Below are 19914 nucleotides of genomic sequence, written 5' to 3' on the forward strand. Positions count from 1 at the left end.
GCCGTGCGCCCTGCCATCAAAGTCGGATTGTCGACCGCATCGGTCTACCCGCTGCGGACTGAGGCAGCCTTCGAATACGCGGCCCGGCTCGGCTACGACGGCGTCGAACTGATGGTGTGGGGCGAGTCGGTCAGCCAGGACGTCGGAGCCGTCCGGCGACTGTCCCGCAAGTATGGGGTGCCCGTGCTGTCGGTGCACGCGCCGTGCCTGTTGATCTCCCAACGGGTTTGGGGCCCGAACCCGATTCCCAAGCTGGAACGCAGCGTTCGGGCCGCCGAAGAGCTCGACGCCCAAACGGTTGTGGTGCATCCGCCGTTTCGCTGGCAGCGGCGCTACGCCGAGGGCTTCAGCGATCAGGTCGCGGAATTGGAGTCCGGCAGCGGCGTGGCGATAGCGGTGGAGAACATGTTCCCCTTCCGGGCCGACCGCTTCTTCGGCGCCGACCAGTCCCGCGAGCGGATGCGGCGCCGTGGCGGCGGACCCGGAGCGGGTATCTCGGCATTCGCGCCGTCCCACGACCCCCTCGACGGAAACCACGCGCACTTCACCCTGGACCTCTCCCACACCGCAACCGCAGGAGCCGACGGGTTGGAGATGGCCCAACGGATGGGTTCCGGTCTGACGCATCTGCACCTGTGCGACGGCACCGGCCTGCCGGCCGATGAGCATCTGGTGCCCGGACGCGGCGACCAGCCAGTCGCCGAAGTGTGCCAACTGTTGGCCGCCAGCGACTTCACCGGCCACGTGGTGCTGGAGGTGACGACCTCGCAGGCACGCTCGCCGCAGGAGCGCGAGGCGCTGCTGACCGAGTCGCTGCAGTTCGCCCGGACGCATCTGCTGCGCTGAGCAACACCAGACGTTCGCCGAGAACCCAGGGAGGCCCCGCGTGACCTCGTCCACGCTGTTCACCGACGCCATGGCCTTGGAGCCGATAGCCGGTCACCACGGCGACGATGTCGCAGTGTTCGCCGGTGCGCTCAACGAACACTGGACCATCGGCCCCAAGGTGCACGGCGGAGCGATGCTGGCGTTGTGCGCCAAGGCCGCGCGCACCGCGCACGGCGGGGGACTGCAGCCCGTTGCGGTGTCCGCCAGCTATCTGTGGGCCCCCGACCCCGGTCCGATGCAGTTGGTGGCGACGATCCGCAAGCGCGGCCGCCGCGTCAGCCTCGTCGACGTCGAACTCAACCAGGGGGAGCGCACCGCGGTGCGCGCGGTCATCACACTCAGCGAGCCGGAGCACGAGGCGCCGCCGCTGCTGTCGTTCAACCCGGTGGTGCCGCTGATGACACCGGAGCCGCCGCCCGGGCTGCAGCCGATCGGTCCCGGGCACCCGATGGAGCACATCGTGCACCTGGCCCACGGCTGCGACATCCGCCCGGCGCTGACCACGCTCGGCCCACGCTCCGACGGGGGCCCGCCGGTGATCGAGATGTGGGTGCGGCCTAAGGGCACCGCGCCCGATGTGCTGTTCGCACTGCTGTGCGGGGACGTGTCGGCGCCGGTGACCTACGCCGTCAATCGCACCGGCTGGGCGCCCACCGTGCAGCTCACCGCCTACCTGCGGGCGGTCCCGGCCGACGGGTGGCTGCGGGTGATCTGCAGCTGCGTGCAGATCGGTCAGGACTGGTTCGACGAGGACCACACCGTCGTCGACTGCAAGGGCCGAATCGTGGTGCAGTCGCGTCAGCTGGCGATGGTTCCCGCGCGGTAGCTCCGCCGCGCCGGGCTCCGCCGCGCTTGCGATCGCCCGGTGTTGTTGCGGGCGACCCGCCGCGCTCGGCTCCGCCGCGCTTGCGATCGCCCGGTGTTGTTGCGGGCGACCCGCCGCGCTCGGCTCCGCCGCGCTTGCGATCGCCCGGTGTTGTTGCGGGCGACCCGCCGCGCTCGGCTCCGCCGCGCTTGCGATCGCCCGGTCTGACATGCTGTCGCCATGGCCAGAATCGCGATCATCGGTGGCGGAAACATGGGCGAGGCAATGCTTGCGGGTCTGCTGGCCGCCGGACGTCCGGTCAAGGACCTGGTGGTCGCCGAACGGTACGGCGACCGGGCCCGGCAGCTGGCGGAGAAGTACTCGGTGTTGGTGACCTCGGTCGCCGACGCGGTGGAGAACGCCGCCATCGTGATCGTCGCGGTGAAGCCGCAGGACGTCGACTCGGTGGTCGAGGAGTACGCCAAGAACGTCACCGCCGCGTCCGGGGACAGCGCCGAGCAGGTGCTGGTCACCGTTGTGGCCGGTCTCACCACGGGATACGTGGAATCCAAGCTGCCTGCGGGCGCCGCGGTGGTGCGGGTGATGCCCAACACCCCGGTGAAGGTCGGTGTCGGGGCCAGTGCGCTGGCCAGGGGACGGTTCCCCACCAACGAACAAGTCAAAGAGGTGGCCGCCCTGTTCGAGTGCGTGGGGACGGTGGCGATCGTTCCGGAAGATCAGATGGATGCGGTGACCGCGGTGTCGGGTTCGGGGCCGGCCTACTTCTTCTTGATGGTCGAGGCGCTGGTCGACGCCGGAGTCGCGGCCGGGCTGAGCCGGCAGGCGGCCACCGATCTGGCCGTGCAGACGATGGCGGGAAGCGCGCAGATGCTGCTGGAGGAGCGCGGTGCCGACGAGGGGCAACCGAGGACCGGAATGGACACCGCCCCGGCTTACCTGAGAGCGATGGTGACTTCACCGGGCGGGACCACTGCGGCGGCGCTGCGCGAGCTGGAGGCCGGTGGCCTGCGGACCGCGGTCGATAGGGCGGTTCAAGCCGCAAAAACACGCTCTGAGCAGCTAAGAATTACATCAGAGTAATTCACTTATTTTTCACATATTGGCTCTCACTAGTCGCAGGAACCCCATCCGTCCCGCTATTCTCCTCTTGTCTGTGCGTGTTGGTGCAGCGGTGGGGAAGCCGCTGGGACTGCACGTGCCTGATTGAAATGGGTAACGATGACGTCTGCGAACGGGCCTTCGGCACGTGACTCGGCTGGCAGGGCGGCACGCGATGCCGGTTCTGCGGAGTCGGGTCGAACACAGTTCCTCACCGTGGCCGAGGTGGCCGCGTTGATGCGGGTCAGCAAGATGACGGTGTACCGCCTGGTGCACAACGGCGAGCTGCCCGCGGTACGGGTGGGACGGTCTTTCCGGGTGCACGCCAAGGCGGTGCACGACCTGCTGGAGACCTCCTTCTTCGACGCGGGCTAGCACCGGTCGACACGTAAGCGCCCCCCGGGCGTCGCCGTGCGGCGACGCCCGGGGTCGGCTGTCTTGGTGGCCGCGGTCGGGGTGCGGTTTTCCGGTCCGGGCCTGCCTACGGGTAAAGTAACCGGGTCGATCAAGTTCAGCAGCGCCAACACGGCGGCGCGGGCAGAAGCAGATAGCGGAGTTCATGGGTTCAGTCATTAAGAAGCGGCGCAAGCGCATGTCGAAGAAGAAGCACCGCAAGCTGCTTCGCCGTACTCGCGTCCAGCGCAGAAAACTCGGTAAGTAGCCCGTTCAGGCCCGTCTCGGCCGCAGCAGGAGGTGCCGATCGCCGGTATTGCTTTTGCGGCGTGGCCGTTAGGCTGACGGGGTGGACGAGGCCGGAACCCCCAGCGACGGCACGCGCAGCGACACCAGGCAATACCCCAAGGTTGTGTTGGTGACCGGCGCGTGCCGGTTTCTGGGTGGATTTCTCACCGCACGGCTCACGCAGAACCCATTGATCAACCGGGTGATCGCGGTGGATGCGGTCATGCCCAGCAAGGACATGCTGCGCCGGATGGGGCGCGCTGAGTTCGTCCGCGCTGACATCCGTAATCCCTTTATCGCCAAGGTGATCCGAAACAGCGACGTCGACACCGTCGTGCACGCCGCGGCGGCGTCGTACGTGCCGAGGTCCGGTGGTGGAGCGGCGCTCAAAGAGCTCAACGTGATGGGCGCGATGCAGTTGTTCGCCGCCTGCCAGAAGGCGCCTTCGGTCCGGCGGGTGGTGCTCAAGTCGACCTCGGAGGTCTACGGGTCGTGTTCGCGTGACCCGGTGATGTTCTCCGAGGACACCCTGAGCCGTCGACCGCCGACTCAGGGGTTCCCCCGCGACAGCGTCGACATCGAGGGCTACGCCCGCGGGCTGGGCCGACGGCGGCCCGACATCGCCGTCACGATCCTGCGGATGGCCAACATGATCGGTCCGGCCATGGACACCGCGTTGTCGCGTTACCTTGCCGGCCCACTGGTTCCGATGGTGGTCGGCCGCGACGCACGCCTGCAGTTGCTGCACGAGCAGGACGCCCTGGGCGCGCTGGAGCGGGCCACCACGGCGGGCAAGGCCGGCACCTTCAACGTCGGGGCCGACGGCATCATCATGATGTCGCAGGCGATCCGCCGGACGGGCCGCGTCCCGGTTCCGCTGCCCGGTGCCGGACTGTGGGTCATGGATTCGCTGCGCCGGGCCAACAATTACAGCGAGATCAACCGGGAGCAGTTGGATTATCTGAGCTTCGGCCGGGTGATGGACACGACTAGAATGCGAACCGAACTCGGGTACAGCACCAAGTGGACCACCGCCGAGGCGTTCGATGACTACGTGCGGGGCCGCGGACTGAACCCGATCGTCGACCCCAAGTGGGTCCGTTCGGTGGAGCGCCGAACAATAAGCGCAGCGCAGCGCCTGGGGGATATCGGCTTGAGCAGGGCGCGGGGAGGTTAGCCATGGCTGATGATGTGAAAGCGAAAGTCATTCCGCTGCATAAGCGTTCGAGTTCGGTGCGCCGGCACCCTTCGGCGCTGGCCGCGGAGAACGCCTCGGCCGGCCAGGTTGCCGCGGTGGTGCGCGAGCTCGACGAGCGGCGCGCGGCCGGAGCCTCCGGTGCCGCCGCGCCCACTCCCAACGAGTTCGCCCGCCGGGTGGCCGCGGTCGCGGGATTTCTGCGGGAGCGGATCACGGGGGACTACCAGGTCGACGAGTTCGGCTTCGACCCGCACTTCAACGAGGCAGTCATGCTGCCGGTGCTGCGGTTTTTCTTCAACGACTGGTTCCGGGTCGAGGTCAGCGGTGTGGAGAACCTGCCGGTCGACGGGCCCGCACTGTTGGTGGCCAACCACGCCGGGGTGTTGCCGATGGATGCGCTGATGCTCTCGGTGGCGGTGCACGACCATCACCCCGACCACCGGAATCTGCGAATGCTCGCCGCCGACCTGGTGTTCGACCTGCCGATGGTCGGCCCGACCGCCCGCAAGGCCGGCCACACCATGGCCTGCACCGCCGATGCGAACCGGTTGCTGGAGTCCGGCGAGCTGACCGCGGTCTTTCCGGAGGGTTACAAGGGCCTGGGAAAACGCTTCCAAGATCGCTACAAGCTGCAGCGGTTCGGCCGCGGCGGGTTCGTCTCCGCAGCGCTGCGCACCAAGGCGCCCATCGTGCCGTGCTCGATCGTCGGCTCCGAGGAGATCTACCCGATGATCGGCGACGTCAAGCTGTTGGCGCGGCTGCTCGGCGTGCCCTATTTCCCCATCACGCCGCTGTTTCCGCTGGCCGGCCCGGCCGGGTTGGTGCCGATGCCGTCCAAGTGGCACATCGCCTTCGGCGAGCCGATCCCGACCAGCCACTACGAGGCCGGTGCCGCCGACGACCCGATGGTCACCTTCGATCTGACCGATCAGGTGCGCGAGACCATCCAGCAGACGCTGTACCGGCTTCTCGCCGGCCGCCGCAACATGTTCTTCGGCTAGACCGGCTGCCAGCGACTACTTCTTGCCCAGGGCCCGATCGCGCATCGCCTCAAGGGCCGCGATGGTGGCCGCCTCGGTCTCGGGGTCCTGGTTGACCGATTCGCCGAGCATGGTGACCACGCTGGTCACCACCGGTTCGCCGTTGGCATCGGTGATCTCGCTGCGGACCTCGCTGACCACCGTGCCGTGGGACTCGATCACCGAGTCCAGGTAGGTGTCGAAGAACAGCTTGTCCCCGGCCACGATCGGCCGGTGGAAGGTGAACTTCTGGTCGCGGTGCAGCACCCGGGAAATGTTGATCGGGATGTCGAACTTGTCGAAGATCTCCAGCTGCACCTGACGTCCGGCGACCGCCAGGAACGTCAGCGATGCCACCAGGCCGGGATGCCCGGCCTCGGCCGCGGCGGCCTCGTCGAAATGGGCCGGGTGCTCGTCTTTGACCGAGCGGGCGAACTCCCGGATCTTCTCCCGGCCGACCTCGAAATAGTCCGGGAATCGGTAGTGCGTACCGATGACTCCCTGCGATTCGGTGTGTACTGACATGCCGGTTTACCCCTCCGCTCGCCGTGGTGCTCGGCGGCGGAAGTTTATCAGCGAGCAGCTCAGCCGCGCTCGTTCCGGTGCGCCACGGTGTTTGATTCGGTCGACCGGTCCTCGCGCGCTTCGCAAGCTCAGCCGCGCTCGTTCCGGTGCGCCACGGCTGCCGCCAGGGCCCCGCCGACGGCCCCCAGCGCCAGCGCCGAGGGCACGCCGATGCGCGCCGCCCGGCGGGCGGTGCGAAAGTCGCGGATCTCCCACCCTCGTTTGCGGGCCATCTCGCGCAACGCCGCATCGGGGTTGATCGCCACCGCCGTGCCCACCAGCGAGAGCATCGGCACGTCGTTGAAGCTGTCGGAGTAGGCCGTGCACCGCCGCAGGTTGAGCCCCTCCCGGATCGCCAGCGACCGCACCGCGTGCGCCTTGCCCGGACCGTGCAGGATTTCGCCGACCAGCCGGCCGGTGAACACCCCGTCCACCGACTCGGCGACGGTGCCCAGCGCGCCGGTCAGGCCGAGCCGGCGGGCGATGGTCTCGGCCAGCTCATAGGGGGTCGCGGTGACCAGCCAGACCTGCTGGCCGGCGTCGAGGTGCATCTGCGCCAGCTCCCGGGTGCCCGGCCAGATCTTGTCGGCGATGATCTCGTCGTAGATCTGCTCACCCAGATCGACCAGCTCCGACACCGGTCGCCCTTCGATGAACGCCAGGGCTTTGCGCCGGCCTGCCGCGACGTCGTCGCTGTTCTCCTTGCCGGTGAGCTGGAACTTCGCCTGGGCGTAGACGATGCCGACGACATCGCGGTAGGTGAAGTAATTGCGGGCGGCCAGACCACGTCCGAAGTGCACCATCGAGGAGCCCTGAACCAGGGTGTTGTCCACGTCGAAGAACGCCGCGGCGGTCAGGTCGACCGGTGGTGGTGTGCCGGTGTCGGCCATACCGGCAAGCGCCCGTTCCGCGCTGGCGTCGTAGGGCAGCGATGTCACCTCGGTTGCGGATTCGTGTTCGGGGCCCGGTGTCGTCATCACCTGACTCCTTCCGCAGCTGCAAGGGCCGGTGCTCCGGCCGTTCTCAACCCTATCCGGCCCCACCGCCGATGACCCGCAGGTGATCGCGCAGATCCCCTTTGAGATCGAACATCGAGTAGTCCCGGAAACTGAACCGCCAGACGCCGTCAACGCGCTCGAAGCTGTCGTGGTAGCGGCCGGCGGCGATCACCTGCAGCGCGACATCGTCGGTCTGCTGCAGCACGGTGTAGTAGGAGCGGCAGGTCGCGGTCCCGGTGACTTCGTCGATGTCGAGGATCGGGTTGGTGATCACGTGTTTGGTGCGCGGCGTGCCGTCGGCGTGGATCACCACGAGCCCGCGCCACAGCCCCAGGATTCCGGCGCTGTCCATGACGACGGTGCCCTGCGGGTCGGCGTTGATCCGGGCGTGGGCGAAGAGTCCCGCGGCGCCCTCCAGGTCGCCGGAGTCCATCAGCTCCGCATAGCGGTAGAGCAGGTTCGTGATCGACACGGCGCTGGAAGTCATGGCTCGCCCTTGTCCGCCCGAGGGTCCCGAGATGAGATGGTGCCGGCCGGTGGCCGGTCACACCGTAATCAATTCGCGGCGCCCCGTAGCGGCAATCCGGCCAACCCGGTGGCCGCAGATCAGGCCGGGGCTGCTGCTGCGACACTGAGACCATGGCCCGCCACCAGGTACAGCTGCTGACCCGCGAGGGCTGCCCGGTCTGCGTGCAGGTACACGCCCAGCTGACGCGGCTGGCCGACGAACTCGGATTCGACCTGCAGGCCGTCGACGTCGATGCCGCCGCGGCGGCCGGCGACACCGGTCTGCGGGCGGAGTTCGGCGACCGGCTGCCGGTGGTGCTGCTCGACGGAAACGAGCACAGCTACTGGGAAGTCGACGAGCCGCGTTTGCGCGCCGATTTGGCCGAATTTGGTAGGCCAGCACTTTAGCCTCTACCGTGGAGTGAAGTTTGTTCACTGGTGACAGCAAGGAGCGGACCAGGTGATATTGCCGTGAGCGTCCTGCTCTTCGGGGTCTCGCACCGCAGCGCCCCCGTCTCAGTACTCGAGCAGCTCAGCACCGCTGAATCCGACCAGGTCAAGATCGTCGAGCGAGTGCTGCAGTCACCGCTCGTCACCGAGGCGATGATTCTGTCGACCTGCAACCGGGTCGAGGTGTATGCCGTCGTCGAGGCGTTCCACGCCGGGTTGTCGGCGATCGGTCAGGTGCTCTCCGACCACTCCGGCATGCCGATGGCCGACCTGACCAAGTTCGCCTACGTGCGCTACAGCGAGGCAGCCGTCGAGCACCTGTTCACGGTGGCCAGCGGCCTGGACTCCGCCGTTGTCGGCGAGCAGCAGGTGCTGGGCCAGGTGCGCCGTGCCTACGCCTCCGCCGAGGCCAACGGCAGTGTCGGCCGGGTGCTGCACGAACTGGCGCAACGGGCGCTGTCGGTGGGCAAGCGGGTGCACTCCGAGACCGGCATCGACGCCGCCGGCGCCTCGGTGGTGTCGGTGGCCCTGAACATCGCGGCCAAACAGCTGGGCGACGACGCACTGCGGGGCCGCACGGCGGTGGTGATCGGCGCCGGTTCCATGGGCGCGCTCTCGGCGGCGCACCTGGTGCGTGCCGGCATCGAACACATCCACGTGGTCAACCGCTCGCTGCCGCGCGCGCAGCGACTGGCCCGCAAAGTCCGCGACACCGGTGTGACGGCCGACGCCGTCGCCCTGGACCGGATGGCCCCCGCACTGGCCGTCGCCGACATCGTGGTGAGCTCCACCGGAGCGGTCAGCCCCGTGGTGTCGTTGGCCGATGTGCACCATGCGCTGGCCGGCGGCAACCGCGACGAGCTGACCCAGCCGATGGTGATCTGCGACCTGGGAATGCCACGCGATGTCGACGCCGCGGTCGCCGGGCTGCCCGGGGTGCGGGTCATCGACATGGACCGGATTCAGCGCGAGCCCTCGGCACAGGTTGCGACTTCCGACACCGAGGCCGCGCGCGGCATCGTGGCCCGCGAGGTGGCCACCTATCTGGCCGGCCAGCGGATGGCCGAGGTCACCCCGACCGTGACCGCGCTGCGCCAGCGTGCCGCTGACGTGGTCACCGCCGAGTTGCTACGGCTGGACCACCGGCTGCCGGACCTGCAGGCCGCCCAGCGCGAGGAGGTGGCGCGCACCGTGCGCCGCGTCGTCGACAAGCTGCTGCATGCCCCCACCGTGCGGGTGAAACAACTCGCCAGTTCGCCCGGCGGCGATAGCTACGCCGAGGCGCTGCGCGAATTGTTCGAACTCGACCCGACCGCGGTGGACGCGGTTGCCACCGCCGGCGAGTTGCCCATGATCCCGGGTGGGCTCGATGTCGGCGCCGAAACCGGGTCGGCCGGGTAGACGTTTTGGATCCAGTAATCCGCATCGGCACCCGGGGCAGCCTGTTGGCCACCACCCAGGCCGGGACCATCCGCGACGCCCTGGTGGCCGCCGGGCATCCCGCCGAACTGGTCGTGATCAGCACCGCCGGTGACGTCACTTCGGGACCCATCGCCAACATCGGGGTGGGCGTGTTCACCGCCGAGCTGCGTGAGGCCATCCTCGACGGCAGGGTCGACGCCGCCGTGCACTCACACAAGGATCTCCCGACCGCTGCTGACCCGCGGTTCCTGATCGCTGCCATACCGCGTCGTGAGGACCCTCGAGACGCTCTGGTGGCACGCGACGGACTGGTGCTGGGAGAGTTGCCGGCGGGTGCCGTCGTGGGCACTTCGTCGCCCCGGCGGGCCGCACAGCTTAGAGCACTGGGTCTCGGTTTGGAAATTCGCCCCCTACGAGGCAACCTAGATAGCAGGTTGAACAGGGTAAGCAGCGGCGCACTCGACGCCATCGTGGTAGCCCGGGCGGGTCTGGCCCGGCTGGGACGCCTCGATGCCGTCACCGAGACGTTGGAGCCGGTACAGATGTTGCCGGCTCCGGCCCAAGGGGCACTGGCGGTGGAGTGCCGCGCCGGTGATTCCGCACTGGCGGCGCTGCTGGCGGAGTTGGATGACGCCGACACCCGCACGGCGGTCACCGCCGAGCGGACCCTGCTCGCTGAACTGGAGGCGGGTTGTTCCGCACCGGTGGGCGCGATCGCCGAAGTGGTCGAGTCCATCGATGAGGACGGCCGGGTCTTCGAAGAGCTGTCGCTGCGCGGTTGCGTGGCGGCGCTGGACGGATCCGACGTGATCCGCGCCTCCGGCATCGGCAGTCCAGACCGTGCCCGGGAACTGGGCGTGTCGGTCGCGGCGGAACTGTTCGAGTTGGGGGCGCGCGAGCTGATGTCGGAAGCTCGGTGAAACGGTGCGTGGGAAGTGACTGGGAGTAACGAATGGCTCGCCAAGTGAGCGTGCGAGGGCAGAAGCCCAAGCCGGGCCGCATTGTGTTCGTCGGCTCGGGTCCGGGCGATCCGGGCCTGCTGACGACGCGGGCGCGGACGGCGCTGACGAACGCCGCGCTGGTGTTCGTCGACCCCGACGTGCCCGAGGCGGTGCTGGCGCTGGTCGGCACGGACCTGCCGCCCGTCGCAGGTCCGGTGCCCCCGGCCCCGGATAAGGCCGACGACGCGGCCGGCGACGACGCCGCCGAGGCCGTCGACGAGGCCGCTACCGTTCCGGGCGGGCCGGACATCCGGCCGGCGCTGGGCGAGCCGGCCGAGGTGGCCAAGACGCTGACCGCGGAGGCCCGCTCGGGCGCCGACGTGGTGCGACTGGTGGCCGGGGACCCGCTGTCGATCGACGCGGTGATCACCGAGGTCAGCGCGGTCGCCCGGACCAATATCGCGTTCGAGATCGTGCCGGGCCTGCCTGCGACCAGCGCAGTGCCCACCTACGCGGGCCTGCCGCTCGGTTCGTCGCACACGGTGGCCGACGTCCGCGACCCGGAGGTGGACTGGGCCGCGCTGGCCGCGGCCCCGGGTCCGCTGATCTTGCAGGCCACCACCTCGCACCTGCCCGAGGCAGCCCGCACTCTGATCGAGTACGGACTGTCCGACGGCACACCGTGCGTCGTCACCACCTCGGGCACCACCTGCGCGCAGCGCTCGGTCGAGTCCAGCCTCGGTGGTCTGACGGAGGCTTCGGCGCTGGCCAGCATCGATCCGGTCATCCTGCCCAACGGCCAGGAGACCTCGGCCGGGCCGCTGGTGGTGACCATCGGCAAGACCGTCAACAACCGGGCCAAGCTGAACTGGTGGGAGAGCCGCGCGCTGTATGGCTGGACCGTCCTGGTGCCGCGCACCAAGGACCAGGCGGGCGAGATGAGCGACCGGCTGGTCGGGCACGGCGCCTCGCCGATCGAGGTCCCGACCATCGCCGTGGAGCCCCCGCGGAGCCCGGCCCAGATGGAGCGCGCCGTCAAGGGTTTGGTGGACGGCCGCTACCAGTGGGTGGTGTTCACCTCGACCAATGCGGTGCGCGCCGTGTGGGAGAAGTTCGCCGAGTTCGGTCTGGACGCTCGCGCGTTCTCCGGGGTGAAGATCGCCTGTGTCGGCGAGGCCACCGCGGAGCGCGTCCGGGCCTTCGGGATCAGCCCTGAGCTGGTGCCGTCCGGCGAGCAGTCCTCGCTGGGCCTGCTCGACGAGTTCCCGCCCTACGACGACGTCTTCGACCCGGTGAACCGGGTGCTGTTGCCGCGTGCCGACATCGCCACCGAGACGCTGGCCGAAGGCCTGCGCGAACGCGGCTGGGAGATCGAGGACGTCACCGCCTACCGCACGGTGCGGGCCGCTCCGCCGCCGGCGAACATCCGCGAGATGATCAAGACCGGTGGGTTCGACGCGGTGTGCTTCACGTCGAGTTCGACGGTGCGCAACCTGGTCGGCATCGCCGGCAAGCCGCACGCTCGCACCCTGGTGGCCTGCATCGGCCCCAAGACCGCCGAGACGGCGGCCGAGTTCGGGCTGCGGGTGGACGTGCAGCCCGAGACCGCGGCGGTGGGACCACTGGTCGACGCACTGGCCGAGCACGCCGCCCGGCTGCGGGCCGAGGGTGCGTTGCCCCCGCCGCGTAAGAAGAGCCGCAGGCGCTAGCGGTGACGGCGAGCGGGGCACGATGACTGCATTTCCTCGCCAACGCCCGCGCCGGCTGCGCTCCACCGCGGCGCTGCGCCGACTGGTGGCCGAGACCTCGCTGGAGCCCAGGCATCTGGTGCTGCCGATGTTCGTCGCCGACGGCATCGACGAACCGCGGGAAATCGGTTCCATGCCCGGGGTGTACCAGCACACCCGCGACTCGCTGCGCGCCGCGGCCGCCCAGGCGGTGGCGGCCGGGGTCGGCGGGCTGATGCTGTTCGGGGTTCCGGCGGCGGCCGACAAAGACAGCACGGGATCGGCCGGTGTTGCCGCCGACGGCGTGCTCAACCGCGCGCTGCGCGATCTGGCCGCTGACCTCGGCGATGCCACCGTGTTGATGGCCGACACCTGCCTGGATGAGTTCACCGATCACGGGCACTGCGGCGTGCTCGACGAACGGGGCCGGGTCGACAACGACGCCACTTTGGAATGTTATGTCGAACTTGCTGTGGCGCAAGCAGATTCGGGAGCTCACGTAGTCAGCCCGAGCGGCATGATGGATGGCCAGGTAGCCGCGATCCGGGATGGGCTGGATGCCGCCGGGTACGGCGATGTGGTGATCTTGGCCTACGCCGCGAAGTTCGCGTCGGCGTTCTACGGCCCGTTCCGTGAGGCAGTGGCCTCCACCCTGGCCGGTGACCGGCGCACCTACCAGCAGGAACCCGGCAATGCCCGCGAGGCGCTGCGCGAAGTCACGCTCGACCTCGCCGAGGGAGCCGACATCGTGATGGTCAAGCCCGCCATGGGGTACCTGGACGTGATAGCGGCCACCGCCGCCATGTCCTCGGTTCCGGTCGCCGCCTACCAGGTCTCCGGCGAGTACGCGATGATCGCGGCGGCTGCCGCCAACGGCTGGGTCGACGGGCGTTCGGCGGCGCTGGAATCCCTGATCGGTATCCGGCGTGCCGGGGCCGACATCGTGCTGACGTACTGGGCGGCCGAAGCGGCCGGTTGGCTGGCGTGACGGCCCCGCCCGAGGGCACCCGCCCCCCGGCCGAGGGCGCGCCCCCCCGCCCCGCCGATGTCGACACCGCGTTCTGGCTGTGGCTGGTCGCCCTGCCGCTGATGACGTGCGAATACGTGGTGAACATGCTGACCGGCCCGCAGATCGCGGGCCCCGAGATCGTCTATCCGGTCGCGGGGCTCACCGCGGTCGTGGTGATGGTCGTGGTCGCGACGTTTCTGATGTTGATGCGTTCGGGCTACCGGTGGGCGCGCACCGTGCTGACCGGCGGAGGAATCGGCGCCATGGCGTACGGGCTCAGCGGGCTCACCGACGCCGACGCACGGCCGTCGGTCGCCGTCCTGGCTGCAATCACCGGAATCGTCGGATCGGTGCTGATAGCCGCGGGCACGTTCCTGGTGCACCGCGCGGAGGCCAACGCCTACTTCGTCCGGTAGTTACCCGGCCGCCGACGTCACGACGACCTCGACGGTGCCGGCACCGTCGGCGGCGATGACCAGCACCGGTGCGCCGGGTGCCGAGACCACGTGCCCGCCGGTGACACTGACCTGGTAGCCGTCGGGGTACTGAATGGTCGGCACCGCGATCTCGGTCTGGGCGCCGGCAGCGAAGTGTCCTGCGCCGCTGGCCATCTGGGTGGAGTAGCTGAGCTGGAAAACGCCGGCGCCGTACGACCAGGAGATCGGGGTGCCGGCAACGACCTGCGCGTAGGGCACCGCCGACGCCTCCAGCCTGGCCCAGTCGACGTTGTCGCCGACCGGCGGCTTGCTGGGGTCATAGACCAGCGCCGCCCAGGGGCCGCTGCCGGTGAGGCTGGGCGTGCCGTTGTAGGCCCACTGCGACCAGCCCCACATCCGCTGGTCGGCGTTGTTCATCACCCGCATGATTTCGTCGGCGCCGTTCGCCGACCCGTACTCGGTGATCAATCCCGGCACCTCGTACCTGCTGGTGTAGGCCTCGCCGTTGGCGGCCAGCAGGTCGATGTAGTCCGGGCACAGCGGCGAGAGGGCCGCGCTCACGCTGGTCAGCATGCAGTAGTCGTGGAATGCGAAGACGCCGTGGGGGTCGTCCACCTCGCGCAGCTGCGTCGGAACCGCCTCGTTGAACAGGGTGTTGGGCTCGTAGATCATCGGTGTGGTCGGGTCGACGGACCGGATCGCCGCGCTGACCTGGTTGTAGAACGGAGTCAGCTGTTGAGCTTCGAAGTAGGAATTGCCGAATATCGTTGACAGCCATGTCGACCCGGGCCACGGTTCGTTGATGATCTCGTAGCCGGCGATGTTGGGGTCGTCCTTGAAGTAGTCCGCGACGGCCTGTGTCATGCGCGCGTAGTGGTTGAGCAGCCCCACCCCGTCGGGGCCTTTGGTGTTGGACCAGAACGCATCCCAGGCGTGGTTCTGGGCGGGGTTCAGCGGGTAGTTGAGCCCGAAGCCGATGTCGGGGTTGGGCAGTCCGCCGGTCTGGGTGGCCCACTCCGGCGCGCCCTCGCCGCGGAAGACCGGGCTGAAGTCGTCCTGGTGGAAGTCGATGATGCTGACGATGCCGTATCTGCCCAGGATCTGCACGGTCGTCTGGATCGAGGCCAGGTAGTTGTAGTCGATGACACCGGGCTCCGGCTCCACTCCCGCCCAGATGACGCCCAAACGCACCGAGTTGAAGCCGTTGGCCGCCAGGAACGCCGCGTCGTCCTCGTCGAATCCGCCGGCGGCCGGCTCGTAGGGCGGAATCTTGTAGACCTCGTTGAAACCGTGCATGACCAGCACCCGGCCGTCGGCGCCGGTGATCCAGGTCCCGGTGGTGCTGATGCCGGCGACGGCGGCAGGGGCACCGTCGAGCGTGCCGAAGTGGCCGTGATCGCCGTGGGCGCCGACCAGCAGGCCGGCGTTGCCGCCCGCGCCGCCGAGGGCGGGCAGGTCGCCGGGGCCGCTGTAGACGCCGTTGCCGGCATCCCCGCCGAGGCCGCCGATGCCGATCAGCCAGCCGCCGTTGCCGCCGTCCCCGCCGTTACCGCCGAGGCCGCCGTCTGCGCCGTCGCCGCCGTCACCGCCATTGCCGATCATGCCGGCGTTGCCGCCGGCGCCTCCCGTCCCGCCGGAACCGGTGTTGTCCCAACCGTCCCCACCGTCGCCGAACAGCCAGCCGCCATGGCCGCCGTTGGGTGCGGCGGCGGTACCGTCCACGCCGTCGCCGATCAGGGGGCGACCGGTGAGCAGGAGGGTGGGCTGGTTGACCAGGCTGAGCAGTAGTTGGCCGAGGTCGCTGTTGACCACGTCTTCCAGGCCGTCGTGGATCGGGGTGTAGAGGTACTGCAACAGCCAGGTGTTGGGATCGACGGCCGGTCCGGCCAGGGCTTCGCCGCTGAACGCGTTCAGAGCGGCATCCCAGTGGTCGGGGCTCAGGAAGGTTTCCCAGGCGTCCGGCGAGAACACCGCATCCCAGTCCGGCGCACCGGTCGTGGCGTCCAGAAACGGTTCCAGGATCTGGTCGGTCATCGGGTCGAAGAAGTCAGCGTGGGCTCCGGGCGCAGCGGCCAGCGGCCCCATCCCGAACGTCAGCACCGCCCCGGTGGAGGCGGCGAGACCGACGACTCGGGTGTGCATGGCGGGCTCTGCTGCAGTGCGGTAGCGGCGCATCATCCGAACCCTCTCCAAGGCAGGGACAAACCTGTGCAAAGCATGTATGCAGGCCAAAATCTAACTCGACCTACTTGCGCGTAAGGTAAGGATCGCCGAAAATCCCGCCACCCCGCGGCCCTGTGCACCGCGTTTGGGCGTCGCGTTAGGCTGACCCGACATGTCTGATTCCCAGCCGCAGCCCGCACCGCTGTTCTTCGAGAGCGGTGCCAGCTGGTACTGGGTGCTCTTCGGTCCGATCTCCGCGGGCCTGCTGTTGGTGATCCAGCACTCCAGCGGCTTCGGTTTCCAGCCGCTGGTCCCGGCGATCCTGCTGGTGCTCGTCTCGCTGATGCTCGCCATCCAGGTGAAAGCCGCACGCATCCACACCTCGGTCGAACTCACCGAGGACACGCTGCGCCAAGGCACCGAGACCATTCGGGTGGCCGACATCGTCGCGCTCTATCCCGAGGCCGAACGGCCCACCGGTTGGGGCAAGCAGGTGCTGCAGAAGTGGCAGGAATCCCGCGCGCTCGGGGAGCTGAGCGGTGTTCCCCGACGCCGGGTGGGGATCGGCCTGCGGCTGCGCGGCCGGCGCACCGTGCAGGCCTGGGCGCGCGACCACCGCCGACTGCGTGCGGCTCTGGGAGAGCTGATCCCCGAGACCGTCCCGCCGGGCGGGCCCGCTGAGACCGACGTCGACGACGGATCGTCGTGGTGAGAACCGGCCCGCTCATCCGGTCCCTGGTCGAACTGGCCCTGGCGGCCGCCGCGGCGGTGGGCTGCGCGGCCAGTTGGCTGCAGGTGCGCTACCCGGTGGTGGTCGCCCCGGTCATCGACGGCGAACCGGCCACCGTCTCGATCGGCTACCACCCTCCGATGCTGCTGCTGGCATGGGTGTTGGCGACGACGGCGGGGGTACTGGCGGTGGTGGGCGCCGCGCGGTTGCGTCGCGCCCGCCGCACCGCCCGGGGTCAATACCCCACGGGGGTATCATCGGCGGCGTGATCACCACCGACCTCGAGCTGCGGGGAATGACGTGTGCGTCGTGCGCGGCGCGGGTGGAGCGCGCTTTGAACGCCCTGGACGGGGTGGCGGCCACGGTCAACTTCGCGGTCGAGCGAGCCCATATCGAACACCAGCCCCATGTCTCGCCCGCCGACCTGGTGAACACCGTCGAAGCGACCGGATACCAGGCCGCCGTGCTCGGCTCGGCCGGCGAACACCATGGCGGGCACGCCGACGTATCCGCCGGCCAACTGCGCACCCGGCTGATCGTCTCGGCCCTGCTGGCCGCGCCCGTGGTGGCGCTGTCGATGGTGATGGCCTGGCAGTTCAGCGGTTGGCAGTGGGTCGCCCTCGCGCTGACCACCCCGATCGTGTTCTGGGGCGGTTATCCGTTCCATCGTGCCGCTGCGCGCACCGCCGTGCACCGTGCCGCCACCATGGACACCCTGGTCTCGCTGGGCACCTGCGCCGCCTATCTGTGGTCGGTGGTGGCGGTGTGCACGGGGGCGGGCCACGTGTACTTCGAAGTGGCCGCCGTGGTCACGGTATTTCTGCTGGCCGGCCGGTTTGCCGAGTCGCACGCCAAACGGTCGGCGGGCGCAGCGCTGCGCGAACTGCTGGAGCTCGGCGCCAAAGACGCCACGGTCATGAGCGCGGACGGGTCCACCGAGACCCGGGTGCCGATCGCCGACCTTCGGGTCGGTGACGTCATCGTCGTGCGGCCGGGGGAGCGAGTCGCCGCCGACGGCGTCGTCGTCGACGGGGCCAGCGCCCTGGACACCGCGGCGATGACCGGCGAACCGCTGCCGGTGGACGTCGCCGTCGGCGATTCGGTGCTGGGTGGTTCGCTCAACACCACCGGGCGGGTGTTGGTTCGGGCCGCCAAAGTCGGCGCCGACACCCAGCTGGCGCGGATGGCCACCATGGTCGCCGACGCCCAGGCCGGCAAGGCCTCGGTCCAGCGACTTGCCGATCGGGTCTCGGCGGTGTTTGTGCCCGCAGTGCTGGGTATCGCCGCGCTCACGCTGGCCGGCTGGCTGCTGACCGGCGCGTCCGCCGCGGCGGCGTTCACCGCGGCGGTGGCCGTGCTCATCATCGCCTGCCCGTGCGCGCTCGGGTTGGCCACGCCGACCGCCATCCTGGTCGGCACCGGCCGTGGTGCGCAGCTGGGCATCCTGATCAAGAACCCGCAGGTGCTCGAGACCGTCAAGGACATCGACACCGTCGTGCTGGACAAGACCGGCACCGTTACCAGCGGCGTGATGTCCGTCGGCGGCCTCGCGGCCGAACCGGGCGAGGACCCGGACACGGTGCTGGCCCGAGCCGCCGCCGTCGAGGCGGCGTCCGAGCATCCGATCGCCACGGCCATCGTCGCCGGGGCCAAGGCCGCCGGCCTGCAGATCGCCCCGGTGACCGATTTCGTCAGCCGGCCCGGCCACGGTGTGACCGGGGTCGTCGACGGCCTGCGGGTCGAGGTCGCGCGGGCGGCCGCCGCGGACGAGACCGGGACCGCGGTGGAGGTCTGCTGGGAAGGGCAGGTGCGCGGGACGATCACCGTGACCGACACGGTTCGGCCCACGAGCGCGGCCGCGGTGGCGCAGCTCAAAGCCCTGGGCATCACCCCGATCCTGCTCACCGGCGACGGTGCGGCGGCGGCCCGCAGGGTGGCCGGGCAGGTCGGTATCGACTCCGGCAACGTCATCGCCGACGTGTTGCCCGCGGACAAGGCTGCCGAGGTCAAGCGCCTGCAGGCCGACGGTCGGCGGGTGGCCATGGTCGGTGACGGCGTCAACGATTCGGTGGCGCTGGCCACCGCCGATATCGGGATGGCGATGGGCACCGGTACGGACGCCGCCATCGAGGCCGGTGATGTCACCCTGGTGCGCGGCGACCTCGGCACGGTGCCCACCGCGCTTCGGCTGTCGGCGCGCACCCTGCGCATCATCCGGCAGAACCTCGGCTGGGCGTTCGGCTACAACGTGGCGGCCATCCCGCTCGCGGCGGCCGGGTTGCTCAACCCGATGATCGCGGGCGCGGCGATGGCCGCCTCATCGGTCCTGGTGGTCGCCAACAGCCTGCGGCTTCGTCGTTTCGCGCGATAAGGCCGGGAACGCCGGCCGGGGTGTTGCGTGTGTCGGGCCGGAGTCAGGAGTCCAGCCAGCTCAACTGCGCCGGCAGCTGGCTGCGCCAGTAGGACACATCGTGGCCGCCGGGCGAAAAGCCCCCGGCCGGCGGCGGATTCAGGTGGGCGACGAAACTCTTGGTCGCGTAGGCGAAGCTGTCCCCGGTACCGCAGTCCACCCGCAGCGGGATCGGCGCCAACCGCGGCACCAGGTTGAACACCGAGTTGGTCCGCCAGTCATCGACACTGTCGAATGCACCGGCGGGCGCGCCGAAATACGTCATATAGATCGCCGGGCTGATGGCGCAGATGCCGGCGGTGCGTGCCGGGCCCAGACGGGTGCCCAGCAGCAGTGCGCCGTAGCCGCCCATCGACCAGCCCATGAACGCGACGCGGGAGGTGTCGATGCCCTTTTCGGTCAGCATCGGGATCAGCTCGTGCAGCACCATGGCGCCGGAGTCCTCGCCGGAGCTGTGCGGCCGCCAATAGGAGTTGCCGCCGTCGACGGCCACCACCGCGAACGGGGGCCGGCCGGCCGCGGCCAGCCTCGCCAGCTCCTCCTCCACACCCAGATCCATCACCCATGCGGCATCGCCGTCCTTGCAGTGCAGGGCGATCACCGGCCGCAGGGGAGCGGTCTGCCCCGGCGGGCGGGCGATGATCCAGTTGGTCTCGACGCCACCACGAGCCGCCGACACAAACGACCCGGATTCCCATGTGGGGTAACTGTTACCGGTGGCCCGGGAGGCGGCCGGGCGCCGAAGCGCACCCGCTCCGAACAGGCCCGCAGCCCCCACCGCGCCGACCCCAAGGCGCAAAGCAGCCCGGCGGGTCACATCAGCCATGGGCAGCATCATCGCGCGGC

Annotated in this window: 21 protein-coding genes; 16 read left to right on the top strand and 5 right to left on the bottom strand. The window is 69.5% G+C overall.

The window, feature by feature from the left end; translation table 11 throughout:
- The first annotated feature begins 3 nt into the window (after window positions 1–3).
- From G6N14_RS19985 to G6N14_RS20015, 7 genes are all read left to right on the top strand, one after another.
- The gene (locus G6N14_RS19985) at window positions 4–846 is read left to right on the top strand and encodes a sugar phosphate isomerase/epimerase family protein (RefSeq protein WP_085136538.1); all 843 of its coding nucleotides are present in this window, start codon (window positions 4–6) and stop codon (window positions 844–846) included.
- Between the two features lie 40 nt (window positions 847–886).
- Window positions 887–1714, top strand: coding sequence for a thioesterase family protein (locus G6N14_RS19990; RefSeq protein ID WP_085136539.1), 828 nt, complete (start codon window positions 887–889; stop codon window positions 1712–1714).
- Between the two features lie 219 nt (window positions 1715–1933).
- A complete protein-coding gene (gene proC, locus G6N14_RS19995) occupies window positions 1934–2794 on the top strand; it encodes a pyrroline-5-carboxylate reductase (protein WP_085136540.1) in 861 nt (286 codons plus the stop codon).
- A 138-nt stretch (window positions 2795–2932) separates the two neighbouring features.
- The gene (locus G6N14_RS20000) at window positions 2933–3187 is read left to right on the top strand and encodes a helix-turn-helix domain-containing protein (RefSeq protein WP_085127642.1); all 255 of its coding nucleotides are present in this window, start codon (window positions 2933–2935) and stop codon (window positions 3185–3187) included.
- A gap of 184 nt (window positions 3188–3371) precedes the next feature.
- The gene (locus G6N14_RS20005; RefSeq protein WP_003402602.1) at window positions 3372–3473 is read left to right on the top strand and encodes a 30S ribosomal protein bS22; all 102 of its coding nucleotides are present in this window, start codon (window positions 3372–3374) and stop codon (window positions 3471–3473) included.
- An 81-nt stretch (window positions 3474–3554) separates the two neighbouring features.
- Window positions 3555–4670, top strand: a complete 1116-nt coding sequence (locus G6N14_RS20010; RefSeq protein ID WP_085136541.1) for an SDR family oxidoreductase — start codon at window positions 3555–3557, stop codon at window positions 4668–4670.
- 2 nt (window positions 4671–4672) lie between these two features.
- Complete coding sequence (locus tag G6N14_RS20015) at window positions 4673–5692, top strand: lysophospholipid acyltransferase family protein (RefSeq protein WP_085136542.1); 1020 nt, start codon at window positions 4673–4675, stop codon at window positions 5690–5692.
- A 15-nt stretch (window positions 5693–5707) separates the two neighbouring features.
- On the opposite strand, the gene G6N14_RS20020 is transcribed toward G6N14_RS20015, so the two are convergent.
- From G6N14_RS20020 to G6N14_RS20030, 3 genes are all read right to left on the bottom strand, one after another.
- On the bottom strand, window positions 5708–6235 hold the full coding sequence (locus tag G6N14_RS20020) for an FAS1-like dehydratase domain-containing protein (RefSeq protein ID WP_085136543.1): 528 nt from the start codon (window positions 6233–6235) through the stop codon (window positions 5708–5710).
- Window positions 6236–6363: 128 nt separating this feature from the next.
- Window positions 6364–7251 (bottom strand): HAD family hydrolase, encoded by an 888-nt coding sequence (locus G6N14_RS20025; protein WP_085136544.1) that lies wholly within the window; start codon window positions 7249–7251, stop codon window positions 6364–6366.
- A gap of 52 nt (window positions 7252–7303) precedes the next feature.
- On the bottom strand, window positions 7304–7759 hold the full coding sequence (locus G6N14_RS20030) for a nuclear transport factor 2 family protein (RefSeq protein WP_085136545.1): 456 nt from the start codon (window positions 7757–7759) through the stop codon (window positions 7304–7306).
- A 152-nt stretch (window positions 7760–7911) separates the two neighbouring features.
- Between G6N14_RS20030 and G6N14_RS20035 the strand changes: the two genes are divergently transcribed.
- The 6 genes from G6N14_RS20035 (at window position 7912) to G6N14_RS20060 (ending at window position 13744) form a co-directional block, all read left to right on the top strand.
- Window positions 7912–8187, top strand: a complete 276-nt coding sequence (locus G6N14_RS20035; RefSeq protein WP_085136546.1) for a glutaredoxin family protein — start codon at window positions 7912–7914, stop codon at window positions 8185–8187.
- A gap of 63 nt (window positions 8188–8250) precedes the next feature.
- Window positions 8251–9630: a glutamyl-tRNA reductase gene (locus G6N14_RS20040; RefSeq protein ID WP_085136547.1), complete on the top strand. Its 1380-nt coding sequence runs from the start codon at window positions 8251–8253 to the stop codon at window positions 9628–9630.
- 5 nt (window positions 9631–9635) lie between these two features.
- Window positions 9636–10571, top strand: a complete 936-nt coding sequence (hemC, locus tag G6N14_RS20045) for a hydroxymethylbilane synthase (protein WP_085136548.1) — start codon at window positions 9636–9638, stop codon at window positions 10569–10571.
- Window positions 10572–10603: 32 nt separating this feature from the next.
- Window positions 10604–12301, top strand: coding sequence for a bifunctional uroporphyrinogen-III C-methyltransferase/uroporphyrinogen-III synthase (locus G6N14_RS20050; protein ID WP_085136549.1), 1698 nt, complete (start codon window positions 10604–10606; stop codon window positions 12299–12301).
- 22 nt (window positions 12302–12323) lie between these two features.
- Window positions 12324–13307 (top strand): porphobilinogen synthase, encoded by a 984-nt coding sequence (hemB, locus tag G6N14_RS20055; RefSeq protein WP_085136550.1) that lies wholly within the window; start codon window positions 12324–12326, stop codon window positions 13305–13307.
- Window positions 13304–13744, top strand: a complete 441-nt coding sequence (locus G6N14_RS20060; RefSeq protein ID WP_085136551.1) for a hypothetical protein — start codon at window positions 13304–13306, stop codon at window positions 13742–13744. The genes hemB and G6N14_RS20060 overlap by 4 nt, the downstream gene beginning before the upstream one ends.
- Here G6N14_RS20060 and G6N14_RS20065 read toward each other — a convergent pair whose 3' ends face one another.
- Complete coding sequence (locus G6N14_RS20065) at window positions 13745–15943, bottom strand: cellulase family glycosylhydrolase (protein ID WP_234808974.1); 2199 nt, start codon at window positions 15941–15943, stop codon at window positions 13745–13747.
- 157 nt (window positions 15944–16100) lie between these two features.
- On the opposite strand from G6N14_RS20065, the gene G6N14_RS20070 reads away from it, so the two are divergent.
- Genes G6N14_RS20070 through G6N14_RS20080 form a run of 3 tightly spaced genes read left to right on the top strand, consistent with a single transcriptional unit; the run spans window position 16101 to window position 19029 of the window.
- The gene (locus G6N14_RS20070) at window positions 16101–16640 is read left to right on the top strand and encodes a transport-regulating membrane protein Mce1N (protein WP_085136552.1); all 540 of its coding nucleotides are present in this window, start codon (window positions 16101–16103) and stop codon (window positions 16638–16640) included.
- Window positions 16637–16927 (top strand): hypothetical protein, encoded by a 291-nt coding sequence (locus G6N14_RS20075; protein WP_407663149.1) that lies wholly within the window; start codon window positions 16637–16639, stop codon window positions 16925–16927. Before G6N14_RS20070 ends, G6N14_RS20075 begins: the two co-directional genes overlap by 4 nt.
- A 26-nt stretch (window positions 16928–16953) precedes the next feature.
- Complete coding sequence (locus G6N14_RS20080) at window positions 16954–19029, top strand: heavy metal translocating P-type ATPase (RefSeq protein ID WP_085136750.1); 2076 nt, start codon at window positions 16954–16956, stop codon at window positions 19027–19029.
- 43 nt (window positions 19030–19072) lie between these two features.
- Here G6N14_RS20080 and G6N14_RS20085 read toward each other — a convergent pair whose 3' ends face one another.
- Entirely contained in the window at window positions 19073–19906 is an 834-nt protein-coding gene (locus tag G6N14_RS20085) for an alpha/beta hydrolase (RefSeq protein WP_109559874.1), read from the bottom strand.
- Between the last annotated feature and the right edge of the window lie 8 nt (window positions 19907–19914).

The organism is Mycolicibacter hiberniae (assembly GCF_010729485.1).
GTDB lineage: Bacteria > Actinomycetota > Actinomycetes > Mycobacteriales > Mycobacteriaceae > Mycobacterium > Mycobacterium hiberniae.